This is a genomic window from Phenylobacterium sp., from assembly GCF_036502675.1.
Taxonomy (GTDB): Bacteria; Pseudomonadota; Alphaproteobacteria; order Caulobacterales; family Caulobacteraceae; genus Phenylobacterium.
This window is the reverse complement of sequence record NZ_DASXYF010000107.1, coordinates 19,842-35,902: the sequence shown is the minus strand read 5'-3', so window position 1 is coordinate 35,902 and position 16,061 is coordinate 19,842. Positions and strand designations below refer to the sequence as shown.

Sequence of the window (16,061 nt, the reverse complement as noted above, 5' to 3'; positions counted from 1 at the left end):
GGTCCGCCTCCCCCTAATGCCCGCCGCCGGCGGCGGCGGCACGCCTGGGCTTGGGAGCCAGCCAGATGAACGATGCGGCGATCGACAGCGCCACCGCGACGGCCAGGAACATCTGGTTGGTGGACAGCATCACCGCCTGCAACTGCGCCATGCCGTCGAGCTGCTGCAGTGCCTGGTCGCGGGTGAGGCCGCGGGCGGTGAGCAGGTCCAGCGTCGCCTGCGGGTTGGGCAGCGCGCCGGCCAGCACGGTGCGCTTGGCCGTGGCGGCGTTGTCCCAGGCGGTGGTCATGATCGAGGTGGCGAAGGCCGCGGCCGAGGTGCGCAGGAAGTTCTGCAGGCCCGCCGCCGAGGCGGTCTCCTCGGGCAGCACCGACGACAGGGTGAGGCTGGTGGTCGGGATGAAGAAGAACGGCACCGCCACCCCCAGCACGAACTGCGGGAAGGCGAACTGCCAGAAGCTGGCGTCCGTGGTGAAGGTGCTGCGCCAGAAGGCGATCCCTGCCATCCAGAACACCCCGAACGACACCAGGGCGCGGACGTCGATCCGGCCCACCAGCCGCGCCACCACCGGCGACAGGGCCACCGCCAATATGCCGTTGAGGCAGCCCGCATAGCCCGCCCAGGAGGCGGTGTAGCCCATGCTGGTCTGCAGGAAGAGCGGCAGCAGCACCACGGTGGAGAAGAACGCGCCGAAGGTCAGGCTGAGCGTCACCACTCCCACCGTGAAGCCCCGGTGGCGGAAGATCCGCAGGTCGACGATCGGGTTCTCCGAAGTGAGCTCCCAGATCAGGAACGCCGCGAAGCCGATGGCGGCGATCACCGCCAGGATGACGATGGTGGGCGAGTCGAACCAGTCGAGCTCCTTGCCGCGGTCGAGCATGACCTGCAGCGCGCCGATCCAGACGACCAGCAGGCCCAGGCCCACATAGTCCACGGGCACGCGGCGGGTCGGCGTGTCGCGGCTGGCCAGCGAACGGGTCACGAACAGGCAGATCACCGCCGCCACCGGCACGTTGATCAGGAAGATCCAGCTCCAGTGCAGGTTGTCGGAGATGAAGCCCCCCAGCAGCGGTCCGGCGATCGGCGCCACCACCACCGTCATGCTCCACAGCCCCAGCGCCTGCGGCGCCCGGTTCTTCGGGAAGATATGCAGCAGCAGGGTCTGGGACATGGGCATCAGCGGTCCGCCGCACAGCCCCTGCGCCACCCGGCCCGCCACCAGCAGCGGGAAGCTGGGCGCCAGGCCGCAGAGCATGGAGAATAGCCCGAACCCGGCGATGCTGACGGCGAACACCTTCACCGACCCGAAGCGCCCGGCCAGCCAGCCGGTGAGCGGCACGGTGATCGCCTCGGCCACGCTGTAGGAGGTGATCACCCAGGTGCCCTGCGACGGCGAGACGGCCAGCGAGCCCGCGATGTGCGGCACCGAGACGTTGGCGATGGTGGTGTCCAGCACCACCATGAAGTTGGCGAGCGCCAGGAAGACGCCGGCGATCACCAGCGCCGCACCGGTCAGCGGCTCGGGCTCCCGCGGGGGAGCGGCTTGCGCATCGGCCACGGCTCAGCCTCCGACGTCGATGTCGGCCTTCATGGAGAGGCCGACACGCAGGGGATGGCGGGCCAGCCCCCGGGGGTCGAGCGAGATGCGCACCGGCAACCGCTGCACCACCTTGATCCAGTTGCCGGTGGCGTTCTGCGAGGGAATCACCGCGAAGGCCGAGCCGGTGCCGCCGGAGAAGCCGACCACCTTGCCATGGAACTCGACGCCCTTGCCGTAGAGGTCGCTGGTCAGGGTCACCGGTTGGCCGGGGCGCACCTTGCGCAGCTGCACCTCCTTGAAGTTGGCGTCCACATAGGCGCTCTGCACCGGCACGATGTTCATCAGCGGCGAGCCGGACTCCACCTTCTGGCCCACCTCCAGCGTGTTCTTGGTGACCACGCCGTCGACAGGCGCGCGGATGACCGTGCGGGAAAGCTCCAGTTCGGCTTGGGCCAGCTGGGCGCGGGCGGTCGCCACCTCGGGGTTGCCGGCCAGGTCGGAGCCGGCCACCAGCACATTGGCGGCGCGCTGCTGTTCGCTGGCGGCCACGGCGTTGGCGCGGGCCTGGACAAGCGCCGCCTGGGCGGAGGTGCGGGCGGCCTCGGCGGCGGTCAGCTCGTCGCCCGAGACGGCGCCGGCCCCGGCCAGGTTGCGCCGGCGGGCGTAGTCCACCTCGGCGCGGCGCAGCTCCGCCTGGGCCTGGACGATCTCGGCGTCGCGGGCGGCGGCCGCCGCGCCCAGCGCCTGGTCGTTGGCGAAGTACTGGCGCACCCGGCGCTCGGCCTGGTCGAGGTCGGCGCGGGCGCGGTCGACGGCGAGGCGGAAGTCGGCGGGGTCGACCACCGCCAGCACCTGCCCCTTCCTGACGGCCTGGGTCTCGTAGATCGGCACCGAGACCAGCTGGCCGTCCACCAGGGCGCTCACCTGGGCGGTGGAGGCCTGGACGTAGGCGTTGTCGGTCCCCACGTGGCGCGAGCCCACCAGCAGCCAGTAGACGAGGTACAGGATCGCCGCGGCGGCCACCACCACGCCCAGGATGACGAACAGGCGCACGCGCCGCCGGCGCTTCACCGGGTCGGGACGGGACGGCGCGGGGCGGGGCGGAGGCGCGGCCTGGGCTTGCGCCTGGGCGGTCGGGCTGTCGTCGTCGAGCGGCATGGGCTTACATCCGGATGATCAGCAGGGCGTTCAGGCGCGGAACCCGCCGCCAAGGGCGCGGACCAGGTTCGCATCCAGGGCGAGGGCGCGCGCGTCGAGCTGGGCCACCGTCCGGCGCTGGGCGATGACCGCATCCTCGGCGGTGAGCAGGGTGAGGTAGGTGGTCAGGCCGCCCTCGTAGCGCAGGCGGGCGACCCGGTAGGCCGCCTCCCCCGCCGCCAGGCTCTCGCGGGCGGCGGCCAGGCGGGTCTGCAGGGCGCGCAGGGACGCCGCGGCGTCGGCCACGTCCTGCAGGGCGGTGACCAGGGTCTGGTCGTAGTCGGCCACGGCGGCGTCGTAGTTGGCGCGGGCCCCGCGGTAGTTGGCCTGCAGCCGGCCGCCCTGGAAGATCGGCAGGCTGAACGCCAGCGCCCCCTGGCCGATGTCGGAGCCCGACTTCGTCAGGTTCTCCAGGCCCAGCGACTGGACGCCGATGAAGGCCGCCAGGTTCAGGTCCGGATAGAAGCCCGCCTTGGCCACGGCGATCCGCTTGGCGGCGGCCTCGGCCCGCAGGCGGGCGGTCTGCAGGTCCGGCCGGCGGCCCAGCAGGTCGGCGGCCAGGTTCTGCGGCAGGCCGAAGGCGGAATTGGGCGCGGCGGCCGGCCGGTTCAGCTGCAGTCCGCGGTCGGGGCCGGCGCCCGCCAGCGCCGCCAGGCGGTTGCGGGCGATGGCGATCTGTTCGTCCAGGGCGGCCAGGTCCTGCTGCGAGGCGGCGGCGGCGGCGCGGGCCTGGTCGGCCTCGCCCCGGTTGGCCAGGCCGCCGGCCAGCTGGCGGCCCACCAGCTCCGACGAGGCCCCGCGGTTGCGGGCGGCGGCCTCGGCGGCGTCGTGCTCGGCGGTGAGCCGGACGAAGTCGGCGTAGGCCGCCGCCAGGTTGGTGGTCAGCATCAGCCGCGCCTGGGCCTGGTCCATCCGCGCGGCCTCCGCCTCGGAGGTGGCGGCGGCGAGCGCGGCGCGGTTGCGGCCCCAGAGGTCGAGGTCGAAGCTGAGATCCAGCGTCGCGCGGCCAGTGTCCTGGTAGCCTTGCGGCACGAACTGGGCGGGGAAGCCGTTGTTGTAGCTCTGCTTCGCCTCGGCGGCCTCGGCGTTGGCGCTGAGCTGCGGCAGGGTCGCGGCGCGCGCCGCCCGGGCGGCGGCCTCAGCGGCCCGCAGGCGGGCGGCGGCCTGGGCCAGGGTCGGCGAGCCCGCCAACGCGTCGTCCATCAGGACGTCGAGCTGCGGGTCGCCATAGGCCTTCCACCAGAGGTCGGCGGGCCAATCCCTCGCCGGCGCCTGGAAGCTCCCGGCGGTCGCATAGGCGGAAGCCGGCGCAGGCCTGGGCGCCTCGCCCAGCTTGGGGACGGCGGCGCATCCGGCCAAAAGCACGCTGGCCAGCAAGGGCATCATCGAGCGGTGCATCCGCGCCTCGGGGAGAACGTCGCGGACCGCCTGCGGCGATCCGTCAAGGTTGAATTACCGTACGGTACGGTCATATTATGGGGACACCATCTGGACGGCGTCAAGTCCTGACCGTAGAGATTCAAGCATGAGCGTGGGCGTCGGCCTCAGCCGAAGGGAAGAAAAGCGCGACGAGCGTCGCGACGCGATCCTCGACGTCGCCCGCCAATGCTTCCTGGCCGAGGGCTACGCCACCACCTCGATGTCGGCGATCGCCGCCCGGCTCGGTGGTTCGAAAGGCACGCTCTACAACTACTTCCGCTCCAAGGACGAGCTGTTCGCCGCCATGATGGAGCGGCAGTGCGGCGAACTGTCGGAAGTGCTGTTCGACGTCTCCAGCGTCGGCGACCAGCCGCACCAGCGCCTCACCCACTACGCCCGCAACTTCCTGGAACTGCTGCTGTCGCCCATGCCGATGGCGATCCACCGGCTGGTGGTGGCCGAGAGCGAGCGCTTCCCCGAGCTGGGCCGCGCCTTCTACGAGTCCGGCCCGCGGCTGGTGATGGGCCGCATCGGCGCCTACCTCGCCGAACTGATGGACCAGGGCGCCCTGCGCCGCGCCGATCCGATCGTCGCGGCGCAGCAGTTCAAGGACCTGGCGATCTCCGGCGTCTACCAGCCCCGCCTGTGGGGCGTGATCGGCGACCTGACGCCCGAGGAGATGGACGTGCAGGTGGACCGCGCGGTCGACACCTTCATGCGGGCCTACGCGCCGTAATCAGGCCCGGTCGGGGCTCCGTTTCGCTCCGCCGCCATCTCCCCGTCGAAGATCCGCGAGGCTTCCGACGTGTCCAGGTCTTCGGCGTTCCGTACGCCCATCGCCTGGCGCGCCTCCGCCGGCGTCAGATGGAAGATCTCCTCGAACCGCCCCATCAGGATGCACTCGGAGTCGAGCCCGATCGACACCCCGCGCCGCATCAGGTCGACCACCGTCAGCCAGGTCGCCGGGTAGTGCAGCGCCGCGCGCATCACCATGCGGAAGCCGCCGAACACGTGCAGCGTGAACAGGGCCGAAGCCAGCTCCGGGCTCAGGTTGGCGTGCAGGTTCGACAGGCGCGCGAAGTAGGGCAGGAGCTCGCCCAGGGTGTTGAACTGGCCGCCGGTGACGATGTGCTCGAAGTCGTGGATCTGGCCGGAGCGGAACAGGATGTACTCGCGATCCGCGTCGGTCTTCGGGAACGACCAGCCGAGGTTGAGCTGGAAGTCATTGTCGACCACGTAGCGATAATAGACGCCGCCGAAGCTTGCCGGGTCGTACCTGCCGAAGTCCTCGACGGTGTGGCGGCAGACGGGCTTGGCGTCCAGCCAGGCCTTGAACTTCGGGTTCTTCTCCTTCTCCGCGGCGATCAGGCGGTCGAGGGCCGCAAAGTCGCGGATGCGGTGCAGCGCCTGGACGAGGCCGTTCGACGTGTCGCCGGCGGTGGGCAGGTCGGGGCCGTTCCGGCGCAGGAAATGCAGCGCCAGCCACTCGCGGATCGCCGGATCGTTCAGGTATTTCGACGAGCTGACCAGGGCGCTGCTCTCGGTGGCGACCGGCTGGACGCCCTTGAGGAAATAGGCCGGGTTCTGTCTCGCGCCGTCGTCCATCCTCAGGCCTCGCCGTGCCGGGCGGCCCAACGCCCGGCCGCATTCTCCCCCAGCCGGGCCGGATCGCAAGGCCCGATGACGCCTGCCGGCGCCTCCGGTTCAGAGCCCCATCACCGCCAGTTCACCGCCGTCGACCGTCAGATCGCGGCCGGTCACGAAGCTCGCGTCCGCCGAGCACAGGAACGCCGCCGCCGCCGCGATCTCCTCGGGCCGGCCCATCCGGGCCAGCGGCGAGCCCTGGATCATGCCGGTCATGACCGGATGGGACGCCAGCTCCGCCCGGCCCATGCCGGTGTCGATGATGCCGGGCGAGATCGAGGCGATCCGCGCGCCCCGCGCGCCCCAGGCCGAGGCCCGGTGCTTCACCAACCGCAGCACGCCGCGCTTGGACAGCGCATAGGCCGCCTCAGCGGTGGGCGCGAACTTCAGCAGCTCCGCCAGGCCGTCGGGCGCCAGCGGCGCGTCATAGGCCGCGGCGGCCTCCGGCGAGGCCGGCATGTGTCCGGATATCGAGGCGATCAGCACCGCCGCCGTCCCGGCCTCCGCCTTAGGCAGCAGGGCGTCGAGCAGCCGGGCGCTGGCGAACAGGTTGACATCGAGGATCCGCTCCGGCCCGCCCATGGTGGGCGACAGGCCCGCCGCGTGCACCAGCGCCTTGAACGGCCGGGCGCCGACGGCCGCCGCGATCCGGCCCGGAAACGCCGGATCGGCCATGTCGCCCGCCAGCGCCTCGACGCCGGCGCCGTCCGCGCGCAGCCCCTCGGCCACGGCCTCCAGCGAGGCCGCTCCCACGTCGGTGATCAACAGGGAGTATCCCGCCTGCGCCAGCCGGCGAGCGCAGGCGCCGCCGATCCCGCCTGCCGCGCCGGTCACCACGGCGAGGCCCGATTGCGAATTCATGGACGTCATCCTTCAACCGCCGCCGATCTTCGGGATCAGGCAGACTTCGCTGTCCGGCGCCAGCGGCTCCTCGAAGGCGTCCTGGTGGATCTCGCCGTCGATGGCCAGCGCCATCCGCCGTTGGACGAACTCGCCCAGGCCGGGGAAGCGCACGTCCATCGCCCGGATCAGCTTGCGCACGCTGTCCGCCGCAACGTCGAACTCGGTCAGGCCTCCGGTGAGGGCCGCCAGGTCCGACGTGGTGGAGACCACATGGACCATCAGCCGCCCTTGGCCTCGATCGCCGCGCGCACCCGCGGCGGCGACAGCGGCAGGGCGTTCATGCGCACGCCGATGGCCGCGCGCACCGCATTGGCCACGGCGGCCAGCGGCGGTACGATCGGCACCTCGCCCACGCCCTTCACTCCATAGGGATGCCGCGGGTTCGGCACCTCGACCATGATGGCGTCGATCATCGGCAGGTCGGAGGCCACCGGCACCCGGTAGTCCAGGAAGCCGGCGTTCTCCATCCTGCCGGCGGCGTCGAAGATGTACTCCTCGTTCAGCGCCCAGCCGACGCCCTGCACCGCGCCGCCCTGGATCTGGCCTTCCACGTAGGAGGGGTGGATGGCCCGGCCCACGTCCTGCGCCGCCGTATAGCGCAGGATGGTCACCGCGCCGGTCTCGGGATCGACCTCCACGTCGCAGAGGTGGGCGGCGAAGCCCGGGCCGGCCCCTTGCGCGTTCAGCGACACCTCGGCGCCGATCGGCCCGCCGGTGCGGCCGGAGGCCCCGGCCAGCGCCTTCAGGCTCATGGTCTTCTCGCCGTTGCGCCAGACCGCCTCGCCCTTGCGCCACTCCACCTCGTCGGCGGGCGCGTCCCAGAGCAGGGCCGCGCGGCGCTTCAGCTCGGCCACCACCTTCTCGGCCGCCTGGATCGCCGCCATGCCGGTGGCGAAGGTGGTGCGCGAGCCGCCGGTGACCATGCCGTGGCCGATCGAGGCGGTGTCGGCCACGATCGAGCGGACCTTCTCCATCGGCACGCCCAGCACCTCGGCGGTCATCATCGCCATGGAGGCGCGCGAGCCGCCGATGTCCGGATTGCCGGTCGCCACCGTCGCGGTGCCGTCGTCGCCCAGGTGCACCGAGGCGGAGGATTCGCCGCCGAAGTTGAACCAGAAGCCCACGGCCAGGCCGCGGCCCTGGTTCGGGCCCAGCGGCGCCGTGTAGTGCGCGGTCTCCTTCAGCGCCTCCAGCGTCTCGAGGTAGCCGATGTTCTGGAACGTCGCCCCGTAGGCCGCCACCGTCCCGTCCCGCACGCCGTTCTTCTCGCGCAGGGCGATGGGATCCATGCCCAGCTTCAGGGCCAGGTCGTCGACGGCGCTTTCAAGGGCGAAGGCGGCGATGGGCGCGCCGGGGGCGCGGTAGGCGGCCACCTTCGGGCTGTTGGTCACCACGTCCCAGCCGACGATGCGCAGGTTGGGCACGTCGTAGCAGCCCAGCACCGTCATGCAGGCGGCGCCGACCGGCGACCCCGGATAGGCGCCCGCCTGGAACTTCATCTCGACGTCGGCGGCGACGATCGTGCCGTCGGCCTTGGCGCCCAGCCTGACGCTCATGGCGGAGGCGGACGTCGGGCCGGTGGCGCGGAACACCTCCTCGCGGCTCATCACCATCTTCACCGGCGCGCCGCACTGCTTGGACAGCGCCAGGGCGATCGGCTCCAGGTAGACCGTGGTCTTGCCCCCGAAGCCGCCGCCGATTTCCGCCGGCGTCACGCGGATGTCGGAGATGTCCATGTTCAGGATCTTGGCGCAGTTGGTGCGCACCATGAACGCGCCCTGGCTGGAGGCCCACACCGTCGCCTGGCCGTCCGGGGCGATGGCGCAGACGCAGGCGTGCGGCTCGATGTAGCCCTGGTGCACCGCCTGGGTGTGGTACTTGCCCTCGACCACCACGTCGGCCTGGGCGAAGCCGGCGTCCAGGTCGCCGCGGGCGAACTGGTAGCGCTTGAACACGTTCGAGGCCTTGTCCGGCTTGGAGCCCAGGCCCTCGGTGAACATGTCGGCATGCAGCACCGGCGCGTCCGGGGCCATGGCCGCCTCCACGTCGATGACGTGCGGCAGCACCTCGTACTTCACCTCGATCAGGTCCAGCGCCTCATCGGCGATGGCGGCCGAGACGGCGGCGACGGCGGCCACCGCGTGGCCGTCGTAGAGCGCCTTGTCGCGGGCGATGACGTTGTGCGCCAGGTCGCGCAGGTTCGAGAGGGCCTCGCCCCCGTCGTGGACTTCGTTGGCGATGTCGGGGAAGTCGGCCCCGGTCACCACCGCCTTGACGCCTGGCAGGGCGCGGGCCTTGCGGGTGTCGATGGAGACGATCCGGGCGTGGGCGTGCGGGCTGCGCTTGATGCGGCCGTGCAGCTCGCCGGGCATGACGAAGTCAGCGCCGTAACGCGCGCGGCCCGTCACCTTCTCGGCCCCGTCCGGGCGGATCGGGCGGGTGCCCACGACGGCGAGGTCCGGCCTTGTCGCCGGACGGTCAAGGGTGTCGGTCATGACGCTCTCCGAACTTGTCGCATCTCGGCGGCCGCATCCATGACGGCGCGGATCACCTTGTCGTAGCCGGTGCACCGGCAGAGGTTCCCGGCGAGCCAGTAGCGCACTTCCGTCTCGGTGGGGTCGGGATTGGTTTCCAGCAGGGCCCTGGACGCCACCAGCAGGCCCGGCGTGCAGAAGCCGCACTGCAGGGCGGCGTGCTCCAGGAACTTCTGCTGCAGCGGGTGCAGCACTCCGTCCTGGGCCATGCCCTCGATGGTCTCGATGCGCTTGCCCTCGGCCTCGGCGGCCAGCATCAGGCACGAGCAGACCAGCCGCCCGTCGACGATGACCGAGCAGGCCCCGCAGTCGCCGGTGCCGCAGCCTTCCTTCGATCCGGTCAGGCCCAGCTCGTCGCGCAGGGCGTCCAGCAGGGTCGTGCCCGGGTCGCTGAGGAATTCGCTGACGTCGCCGTTCACCACGGCGGTGATGTGTTTCTTGCTCATGCGCGCTCGCTTGCCCGGCGGTAGGCGATCAGGGCGGCGCGCCGGGCCAGCACGCCTGCGATCTGGGTACGGAATTCGACGGTGCCGCGCTTGTCGCTGATCGGGCGGCAGGCGGCGCGAGCGGCGGCGTCGAGCCTGGCCAGCGCCGCCTCGTCCACCTTCGAGCCTACCAGCGCCTGGCCGGCGTCGGCGACCAGCAGCACGGTCGGGGCCACGGCGCCCAGGGCCACATGGGCCTCGGTCACCACGCCGGCGGCGTCGAGCGTCAGGTTCACGGCCGCGCCCACCACGGCGATGTCCATCTCGGTGCGCGGAATGAAGCGCAGGTAGGCGTCGCCCGACTTCGCCGGGCGCGGCGGCAGCCTGATCTCCATGACGAACTCGCCGTTGGCCAGCGAGGTGCGCCCGGGACCGGTGGGGATCGCCTCCACCGGAACCTCGCGCTGGCCGCCCGGGCCGACCACGACGGCTGTGGCGCGGGCGGCCACCAGGCCCGGCACGCTGTCGGCGGCGGGCGAGGCGTTGCAGAGGTTGCCGCCCAGGGAGGCGCGGCCCTGCACCTGGGTGGAGCCGATCAGGTTGGCGCCCTCCACGACGCCCGGCCAGGCGCGCACCAGGGCCGCCGTCTCCGCGAGCACGGCGCCGCAGGTGGCCGCGCCGATGATGAAGCCGCCGTCCGGGCCCTGGCGGACGCCGACGGCGCCCGGAATGGCCTTCAGGTCGACGATCAGCGACGGCTTGACCCGTCCGCCGCGGATCTGGACGAGCAGGTCGGTGCCGCCGCCCAGGACGCGCGCCTCGCCGCCGGCGCCGGCCAGGGCGCCTACGGCCGCCTCGACGCTGGTGGGCGCGATGTAATCCCGCTGGGCCAAGTTTCCCCCTTCCATCCTCTGGTGTCGAAGTATGACTTGGGCATGCAGGTAAGCACGCCCTGGAACAATTGCACGGCCGGCCCACGCCCGGCGCGGGAAGGTCTCCGGCAATCTGGCCACGAAGCAGGGGGCCGGATCAAGTGCTGAAGGCGATTCGGTTACGCAGTTTGACCCGTGAGGCGACATGAGCCGGGGGATGGGGTGAGGACTGTCCTGGCCGACATCTTCCGGGCCGGCGTGGCGGCGGCGCACGGCGGGCGGCTGTTGGCCGCCCATTCCCGCTTCGACGGCCGTGCCTGGAGCTACCGTCGCGGCGGCGTCCACGCCCGGCTGGACCTGCCGGGCGCCGGGCGCGTGCTCGTCGTGGGCGCCGGCAAGGCCGCCGCCGCCCTGGGCGAAGGGCTCGAAGCCGTGCTGGGCGAGCGCATCGACGCCGGGCGCCTGGTGGTGAAGTACGGCCACGGCGCGCCGCTGCGGCGCATCGAGGCGCTGGAGGCCGGCCATCCGACCCCCGACGCCGCCGGGCAGGCCGCCACCCGCAAGGTCCTGGAGTGCGTCGCCGGCCTGACAGCGGACGACCGTGTGTTCGTGCTGCTGACCGGCGGCGCCTCGGCCCTGCTCACCGCCCCCGCGCCCGGGCTCACCCTGGAGGACAAGCAGGCGGTCACGGGGCTGCTGCTGCGCTCGGGCGCCGACATCCGCGAGATCAACACGGTGCGGCGCCGGCTCTCGTCGGTGAAGGGCGGCGGCCTCGCCCGCGCCATCGGCCCGGCGCCCAGCCTGACCCTGATGATCTCCGACATCCCCGACGGCGATCTCGCCCTGATCGGCTCCGGCCCCACCTGGCCCGACCCTCCGCGCCCGGCGAAGCCCTGGAGATCCTCAGGCGCCACGGCCTCGAGCGTGAAGCCCCGCCCGCCGTGCTGCGCCGTCTGGCCGCGCCGCCGGAGCCCGCGCCGCTTTCCGCAGCCCTCGGCCGCGCCGACCACCTCGTGCTGGCCGACAGCGCCGCGGCCCTGGCCGCCGCGGCCGAACGGGCCGCCGCCCTCGGCTACGCCGTCGAGGTCGTCGATCCCCGCATGACCGGCGACGCCCACGCCGCGGCCCGCGCCTTCGCCGCGGACCTGCGACGCCCACGCGGCCGCCCGACGATCCTGCTCGCCGCCGGCGAGACCACGCTCAAGGTGCAGGGCAAGGGCAAGGGCGGCCGCTGCCAGGAGTTCGCACTCGTCGCCGCCCGCGCCCTCTCAGGCGTCCCCGGCGTCCCCCTGCTCGCCGCCGGCACCGACGGCACCGACGGCCCTACCGACGCGGCCGGAGCCTTCGCCGACGGGACCACCGCGGCCCGCGCCGTCCAGGCCGGAGTCGACCTCGCCGCCGCCCTGGCCGGCAACGACGCCTACGCCGCGCTCGCCGCCCTCGGCGACCTGTTCGTCACCGGGCCCACCGGAACCAACGTCATGGACCTGGCGATCGGCGTCGCCCGGTAACCTGAGCTCACCCGCCTGAGGCCAGCACCTTGCGGCACGCTCCGGTCAGCCGCTCCAGGTCCGCATCGCCGATGCAGAGCGCCGGCGTCAGGTAGACCACCTTCCCCATCGGCCTGATCCACGCCCCCTCCTCGGCGAAGGCCGCGCAGAGCCGCCCGACATTCACCGGCTGCTCGAACTCCACCACCCCGATCGCCCCCCGCACCCGCACGTCCACGACGCCGGCCGCGTTCCGGCAAGGCGCCAGCCCCGCCTCCAGGCCCGCCGCGACCCGCGCCACGTCCCGCGCCCACTCGCCGCGCTCGAAGAGGTCCAGCGAGGCGTTGGCCGCCGCGCAGGCCAACGGGTTGGCCATGTAGGTCGGGCCGTGCATCAGCGCCGCCCCGGGGTCGTCCGACCAGAAGGCCTCGAACACCCGCCGGCTGGCGATCGCCGCCGACAGCGGCAGGGTCCCCCCGGTCAGCGCCTTCGACAGGGTGACGATGTCCGGCTCGATCCCCGCCGCCTGCATGGCGAAGAACGTGCCCGTCCGCCCGAAGCCGGTGAAGATCTCGTCGAAGATCAGCAGCACTTCGTGCCGGTCGGCCAGCGTCCGCAGGCGCCGCAACGTCTCGGCGTCATGGAACCGCATCCCTCCCGCCCCCTGCACCAGGGGCTCGACCATGATCGCCGCGATCTCCCGGCCCCGCGCGGCCAGCAGGGCGTCCAGGGCCTGGAAGCCCGCCGTGTCGGTCGGCAGGGTCGCCATCACCTGCGCGGGCAGCACGCCGGCGAACAGGCCGTGCATCCCTTCCTCGGGGTCGCACACCGTCATGGTGGCCAGCGTGTCGCCGTGGTAGCCGCCGAGGAACGCCAGGAACCGCGTCCGCCCCGCGACGCCGCGGTTGATCCAGTACTGCAGCGCCATCTTCATGGCGATCTCCACCGCCACCGACCCCGACTCGGCAAAGAAGACGTGCTGCAGATCCCCCGGCAGCAGCGCCGCCAGCCGCCGCGCCAGCCGATAGGCCGGCTCGTGCGCCAGCCCCCCGAACATCACGTGCGGCGCGGCGTCCAGCTGGCGCCTCACCGCCTCGGCGATGTGCGGGTGGTTGTAGCCGTGGCACGCGGTCCACCACGCGGCGATCCCGTCCACCAGCTCGCGGCCGTCCTCCAGCACGATCCGCGTCCCGTAGGTGCGGGCCACCGCCAGCGGCGGGGCTGCGGTCTTCATCTGGCAATAGGGCCGCCAGACGTTTTCCGCGCCGGCGGCGAGCCAGGAAGGCGGCGAAGGCATCGGTGAACTCCGATCAAGCATGGCGGGCGGGCTCGTCGGGGGTTACGAGCCCGGCGCGCCTTGCTATGCCCTCCGCGCGCCGCCCGCCACCGAGGATCAGATGCACAGCCTGCAAAGCTTCGCCGAGAGCAAGCTCGCCGCCCTGGAGGCCCGCACCCTCAGGCGCACCCTGGCGCCGACCCACCGGATGGACGAGATCTGGGTGGAGCGCGGCGGCCGCCGGCTGATCTCCTTCTCCTGCAACGACTACCTGGGCCTGTCGCACCATCCGGCGGTGAAGGCCGCCGCCGCCGCCGCCATCGAGACCTATGGCGTGGGCGCGGGCGCCTCGCGGCTGATCACCGGCGACCATCCGCTGCTCAGCGTGCTGGAGGGCAGGCTGGCCGCGTGGAAGAGCACGGAGGCGGCCTGCGTGTTCGGCTCCGGCTACCTCGCCAACACCGGCATCATCCCGACCTTCGCCGGGCCGAAGGACCTGGTGATCGTCGACGAGCTGGCCCACGCCTGCATCTGGGCCGGAGCGCGGCTTTCGGGCGCCAAGGTCGAGACGATGCGCCACAACGACCTGGACCACCTCGAGGCCCTGCTGGCGGCGAACCGCGCGAGCGCCGAGCATGCCCTGGTGGCTACCGACGGCGTCTTCTCCATGGACGGCGACCTGGCCCCCCTCGACCGCATGTCGGAGCTCTGCGCCGCCCACGACGCCTGGCTGCTCAGCGACGACGCCCACGGCCTGGGGGTGCTGGCCGACGGCCGCGGCTCGGTCCACGCCTTCCCCGGCGCGCAGGTGCCGCTGCAGATGGGCACCCTGTCCAAGGCGGCGGGCGGCTACGGCGGCTATCTCTGCGCCTCCCAGGCCGTCGTCGACCTGATCAAGACCCGCGCCCGCACGGTGGTCTATTCCACCGGCCTGCCGCCCTCGGCCGCGGCCGCGGCCATCGCCGCCCTGGACATCATCGCCGGCGACCCGGAACTCTGCGCCCGGCCGCTGGCCAAGGCCCGCGCCTTCACCGCCGCCCTCGACCTGCCGCAGGCGCAAAGCCCCATCGTGCCGGTGATCATCGGCGGAGCGACCGCGGCCCTGGAAGCCTCGCGCCTGTTGCTCGAACAGGGCTTCCTGCTGGTCCCGATCCGCCCGCCGACCGTGCCCGAGGGCACGGCGCGCCTGCGGGTGGCCTTCAGCGCCGCCCACCCGGACGAGGAGGTCGCCCGCCTCGCCCGCGCCGTGCGGCCGCTGATCCGGGCCTGAGCCTTGCCCGCCCTCTTCGTCACCGGCACGGGCACCGACGTCGGCAAGACCTACGTCTGCGCCGCGCTGCTGCGGGCGCTGGCGGCGAGGGGCCATGCGGTCGACGCGCTGAAGCCGGTGGTCAGCGGCTTCGATCCGGCCGCCCTGGAGGACAGCGACCCGGCCGTGCTCCTCCGCGCGCTGGGCCGGCCGGTGACGCCGCAGGCGCTGGCCGCCCTCTCCCCCTGGCGGTTCGCGGCCCCGCTCTCCCCGCCCCTGGCCGCCCGGCGCGAGGGGCGCGCCCTCTCGGCGACGGAGGTGATCGGCCTCTGCCGGGAGCGCGCCGGCGCGGCGCACGACCGCCTGCTGCTGGTGGAGGGCGCCGGCGGGGTGATGTCGCCGCTGGACGAGACGGCCACCATGCTTGACCTGGCCGCCGCCCTGCAGGCGCCTGCGCTGCTGGTCGCCGGCTCCTATCTCGGAACCATCAGCCACACCCTGACCGCCGCCGCGGCCCTGCGCGGGGCCGGCGTCGACCTGGCGGCGGTGGCGGTCAGCGAAAGCCTGGACGCCCCGCCGCTGGGCGAGACGGTCGAGGCGCTGGCGCGGTTCCTGGACGTCCCGGTGTTCGCGATCCCCCGCGGCGGCGAAGCGCCGGCGGAGCTCGTCGGCCGGCTCACCCCTGCGGCTTGCGCCAGACCAGGGTCGTCATCGGATAGGTGATGTAGAGGCCGCCGTCCCCGCGGCGGGCGGCCATTCCCAGGCGGTCGGCGCCCTCGTCGGCGTCGGCGGCCACCAGGGCCCGCACCTCGTCCAGGGCGGCCGGCCCCGGGAAGGAGGTGGCCAGCACCGCCTCCAGCGGCAGCTCCGCCGCATAGGGCGCGACGTGCAGCTCCTGCAGCCCCGCCGCCCGGCCCAGGATCCGCAGGTCGTCGGCCGGCAGGGCGTGGACGTGGGAGGGGTCGCGCAGGATCTCCAGCCGGTCGAGGGCCGGCCCCTTGTCCGCCGCCGGCGTCAGGTCCGAGACCACGATGCGGCCGCCGGGCCTGGCTGCCCGCCGCATCTCGCCCAGCACCGCGGCGGGGTCGGCCATGTGGTGGAAGGACGCCCGCGTCACCACCACGTCGAAGGCGGCGTCCGCGAACGGCAGCGGCAGGACGTCGCCCTGCACCCAGGCGACATTGTCGACGCCCCGCTCGGCCTGCAGGGCGCGGGCCTGCGCCAGCATGGCGGAGGTGAGGTCGATCCCCGTCACCCGCCGGGCCGCACGGGCGAAGTCCAGCGTCATCGAGCCCGCCCCGCAGGCCACGTCCAGCACCTCGTCCTCGGGCGAGACGCCGCTCAGCGCCACCGGGTCGCCGGGCCCGGCGCGGCCGGCGGACTGGCCGACCAGGGCGGCGTAGGATTCCGCCTGTCGGGTGAATTGGTCGAGGACGGCGGCGTTCTGGTCCTGGTGGCTCGGCATCGGCGCTCTCCCTCGGAATCCAGGACTGGATGGCAATGCACTGAACA

The 16,061-nt window shown here is 73.0% G+C and carries 16 protein-coding genes; 5 read left to right on the top strand and 11 right to left on the bottom strand.

Annotated elements, in window-relative coordinates; translation table 11 throughout:
- Positions 1-13 precede the first annotated feature (13 nt).
- The 3 genes from VGL30_RS13700 to VGL30_RS13690 are packed head-to-tail and all read right to left on the bottom strand — an operon-like array spanning position 14 to position 4,123.
- The gene (locus tag VGL30_RS13700; RefSeq protein WP_331540562.1) at positions 14-1,558 is read right to left on the bottom strand and encodes a DHA2 family efflux MFS transporter permease subunit; all 1,545 of its coding nucleotides are present in this window, start codon (positions 1,556-1,558) and stop codon (positions 14-16) included.
- 3 nt (positions 1,559-1,561) lie between these two features.
- Complete coding sequence (locus VGL30_RS13695; RefSeq protein ID WP_331540561.1) at positions 1,562-2,698, bottom strand: HlyD family secretion protein; 1,137 nt, start codon at positions 2,696-2,698, stop codon at positions 1,562-1,564.
- 30 nt (positions 2,699-2,728) lie between these two features.
- Positions 2,729-4,123 (bottom strand): efflux transporter outer membrane subunit, encoded by a 1,395-nt coding sequence (locus VGL30_RS13690; protein WP_331540560.1) that lies wholly within the window; start codon positions 4,121-4,123, stop codon positions 2,729-2,731.
- A 139-nt stretch (positions 4,124-4,262) separates the two neighbouring features.
- Here VGL30_RS13690 and VGL30_RS13685 point away from each other — a divergent pair, with 139 nt between their 5' ends.
- The gene (locus VGL30_RS13685) at positions 4,263-4,892 is read left to right on the top strand and encodes a TetR/AcrR family transcriptional regulator (RefSeq protein ID WP_331540559.1); all 630 of its coding nucleotides are present in this window, start codon (positions 4,263-4,265) and stop codon (positions 4,890-4,892) included.
- Here the strand turns inward: VGL30_RS13685 and VGL30_RS13680 are convergent.
- The 6 genes from VGL30_RS13680 to VGL30_RS13655 form a co-directional block, all read right to left on the bottom strand.
- Positions 4,880-5,761 carry a Coq4 family protein gene (locus VGL30_RS13680; RefSeq protein WP_331540558.1) on the bottom strand — a complete coding sequence of 294 codons (882 nt, stop codon included), beginning with the start codon at positions 5,759-5,761 and terminating at the stop codon, positions 4,880-4,882. The genes VGL30_RS13685 and VGL30_RS13680 overlap by 13 nt on opposite strands.
- Positions 5,762-5,860: 99 nt before the next feature.
- On the bottom strand, positions 5,861-6,661 hold the full coding sequence (locus tag VGL30_RS13675; protein WP_331540557.1) for an SDR family oxidoreductase: 801 nt from the start codon (positions 6,659-6,661) through the stop codon (positions 5,861-5,863).
- Positions 6,662-6,673: 12 nt separating this feature from the next.
- Entirely contained in the window at positions 6,674-6,922 is a 249-nt protein-coding gene (locus VGL30_RS13670) for a MoaD/ThiS family protein (protein ID WP_331540556.1), read from the bottom strand.
- Complete coding sequence (locus VGL30_RS13665) at positions 6,922-9,198, bottom strand: xanthine dehydrogenase family protein molybdopterin-binding subunit (RefSeq protein ID WP_331540555.1); 2,277 nt, start codon at positions 9,196-9,198, stop codon at positions 6,922-6,924. The genes VGL30_RS13670 and VGL30_RS13665 overlap by 1 nt, the downstream gene beginning before the upstream one ends.
- On the bottom strand, positions 9,195-9,683 hold the full coding sequence (locus VGL30_RS13660) for a (2Fe-2S)-binding protein (RefSeq protein ID WP_331540554.1): 489 nt from the start codon (positions 9,681-9,683) through the stop codon (positions 9,195-9,197). The genes VGL30_RS13665 and VGL30_RS13660 overlap by 4 nt, the downstream gene beginning before the upstream one ends.
- Complete coding sequence (locus tag VGL30_RS13655) at positions 9,680-10,555, bottom strand: xanthine dehydrogenase family protein subunit M (protein ID WP_331540553.1); 876 nt, start codon at positions 10,553-10,555, stop codon at positions 9,680-9,682. The genes VGL30_RS13660 and VGL30_RS13655 overlap by 4 nt, the downstream gene beginning before the upstream one ends.
- A 201-nt stretch (positions 10,556-10,756) precedes the next feature.
- On the opposite strand from VGL30_RS13655, the gene VGL30_RS13650 reads away from it, so the two are divergent.
- Together VGL30_RS13650 and VGL30_RS13645 are read left to right on the top strand one after the other, a co-directional pair.
- The gene (locus tag VGL30_RS13650) at positions 10,757-11,638 is read left to right on the top strand and encodes a glycerate-2-kinase family protein (protein WP_331540552.1); all 882 of its coding nucleotides are present in this window, start codon (positions 10,757-10,759) and stop codon (positions 11,636-11,638) included.
- On the top strand, positions 11,548-12,045 hold the full coding sequence (locus VGL30_RS13645) for an MOFRL family protein (protein ID WP_331540551.1): 498 nt from the start codon (positions 11,548-11,550) through the stop codon (positions 12,043-12,045). Before VGL30_RS13650 ends, VGL30_RS13645 begins: the two co-directional genes overlap by 91 nt.
- 7 nt (positions 12,046-12,052) lie before the next feature.
- Here the strand turns inward: VGL30_RS13645 and VGL30_RS13640 are convergent, their stop codons facing one another.
- Positions 12,053-13,321, bottom strand: a complete 1,269-nt coding sequence (locus VGL30_RS13640) for an adenosylmethionine--8-amino-7-oxononanoate transaminase (protein ID WP_331540550.1) — start codon at positions 13,319-13,321, stop codon at positions 12,053-12,055.
- Between the two features lie 100 nt (positions 13,322-13,421).
- Between VGL30_RS13640 and VGL30_RS13635 the strand changes: the two genes are divergently transcribed.
- Together VGL30_RS13635 and bioD are read left to right on the top strand one after the other, a co-directional pair.
- A complete protein-coding gene (locus VGL30_RS13635; protein WP_331540549.1) occupies positions 13,422-14,570 on the top strand; it encodes an aminotransferase class I/II-fold pyridoxal phosphate-dependent enzyme in 1,149 nt (382 codons plus the stop codon).
- Between the two features lie 3 nt (positions 14,571-14,573).
- Complete coding sequence (bioD, locus tag VGL30_RS13630; protein ID WP_331540548.1) at positions 14,574-15,272, top strand: dethiobiotin synthase; 699 nt, start codon at positions 14,574-14,576, stop codon at positions 15,270-15,272.
- Here bioD and VGL30_RS13625 read toward each other — a convergent pair.
- On the bottom strand, positions 15,226-16,014 hold the full coding sequence (locus tag VGL30_RS13625; protein WP_331540547.1) for a class I SAM-dependent methyltransferase: 789 nt from the start codon (positions 16,012-16,014) through the stop codon (positions 15,226-15,228). The two genes, bioD and VGL30_RS13625, sit on opposite strands and share 47 nt — an antisense overlap.
- Positions 16,015-16,061: the final 47 nt, after the last annotated feature.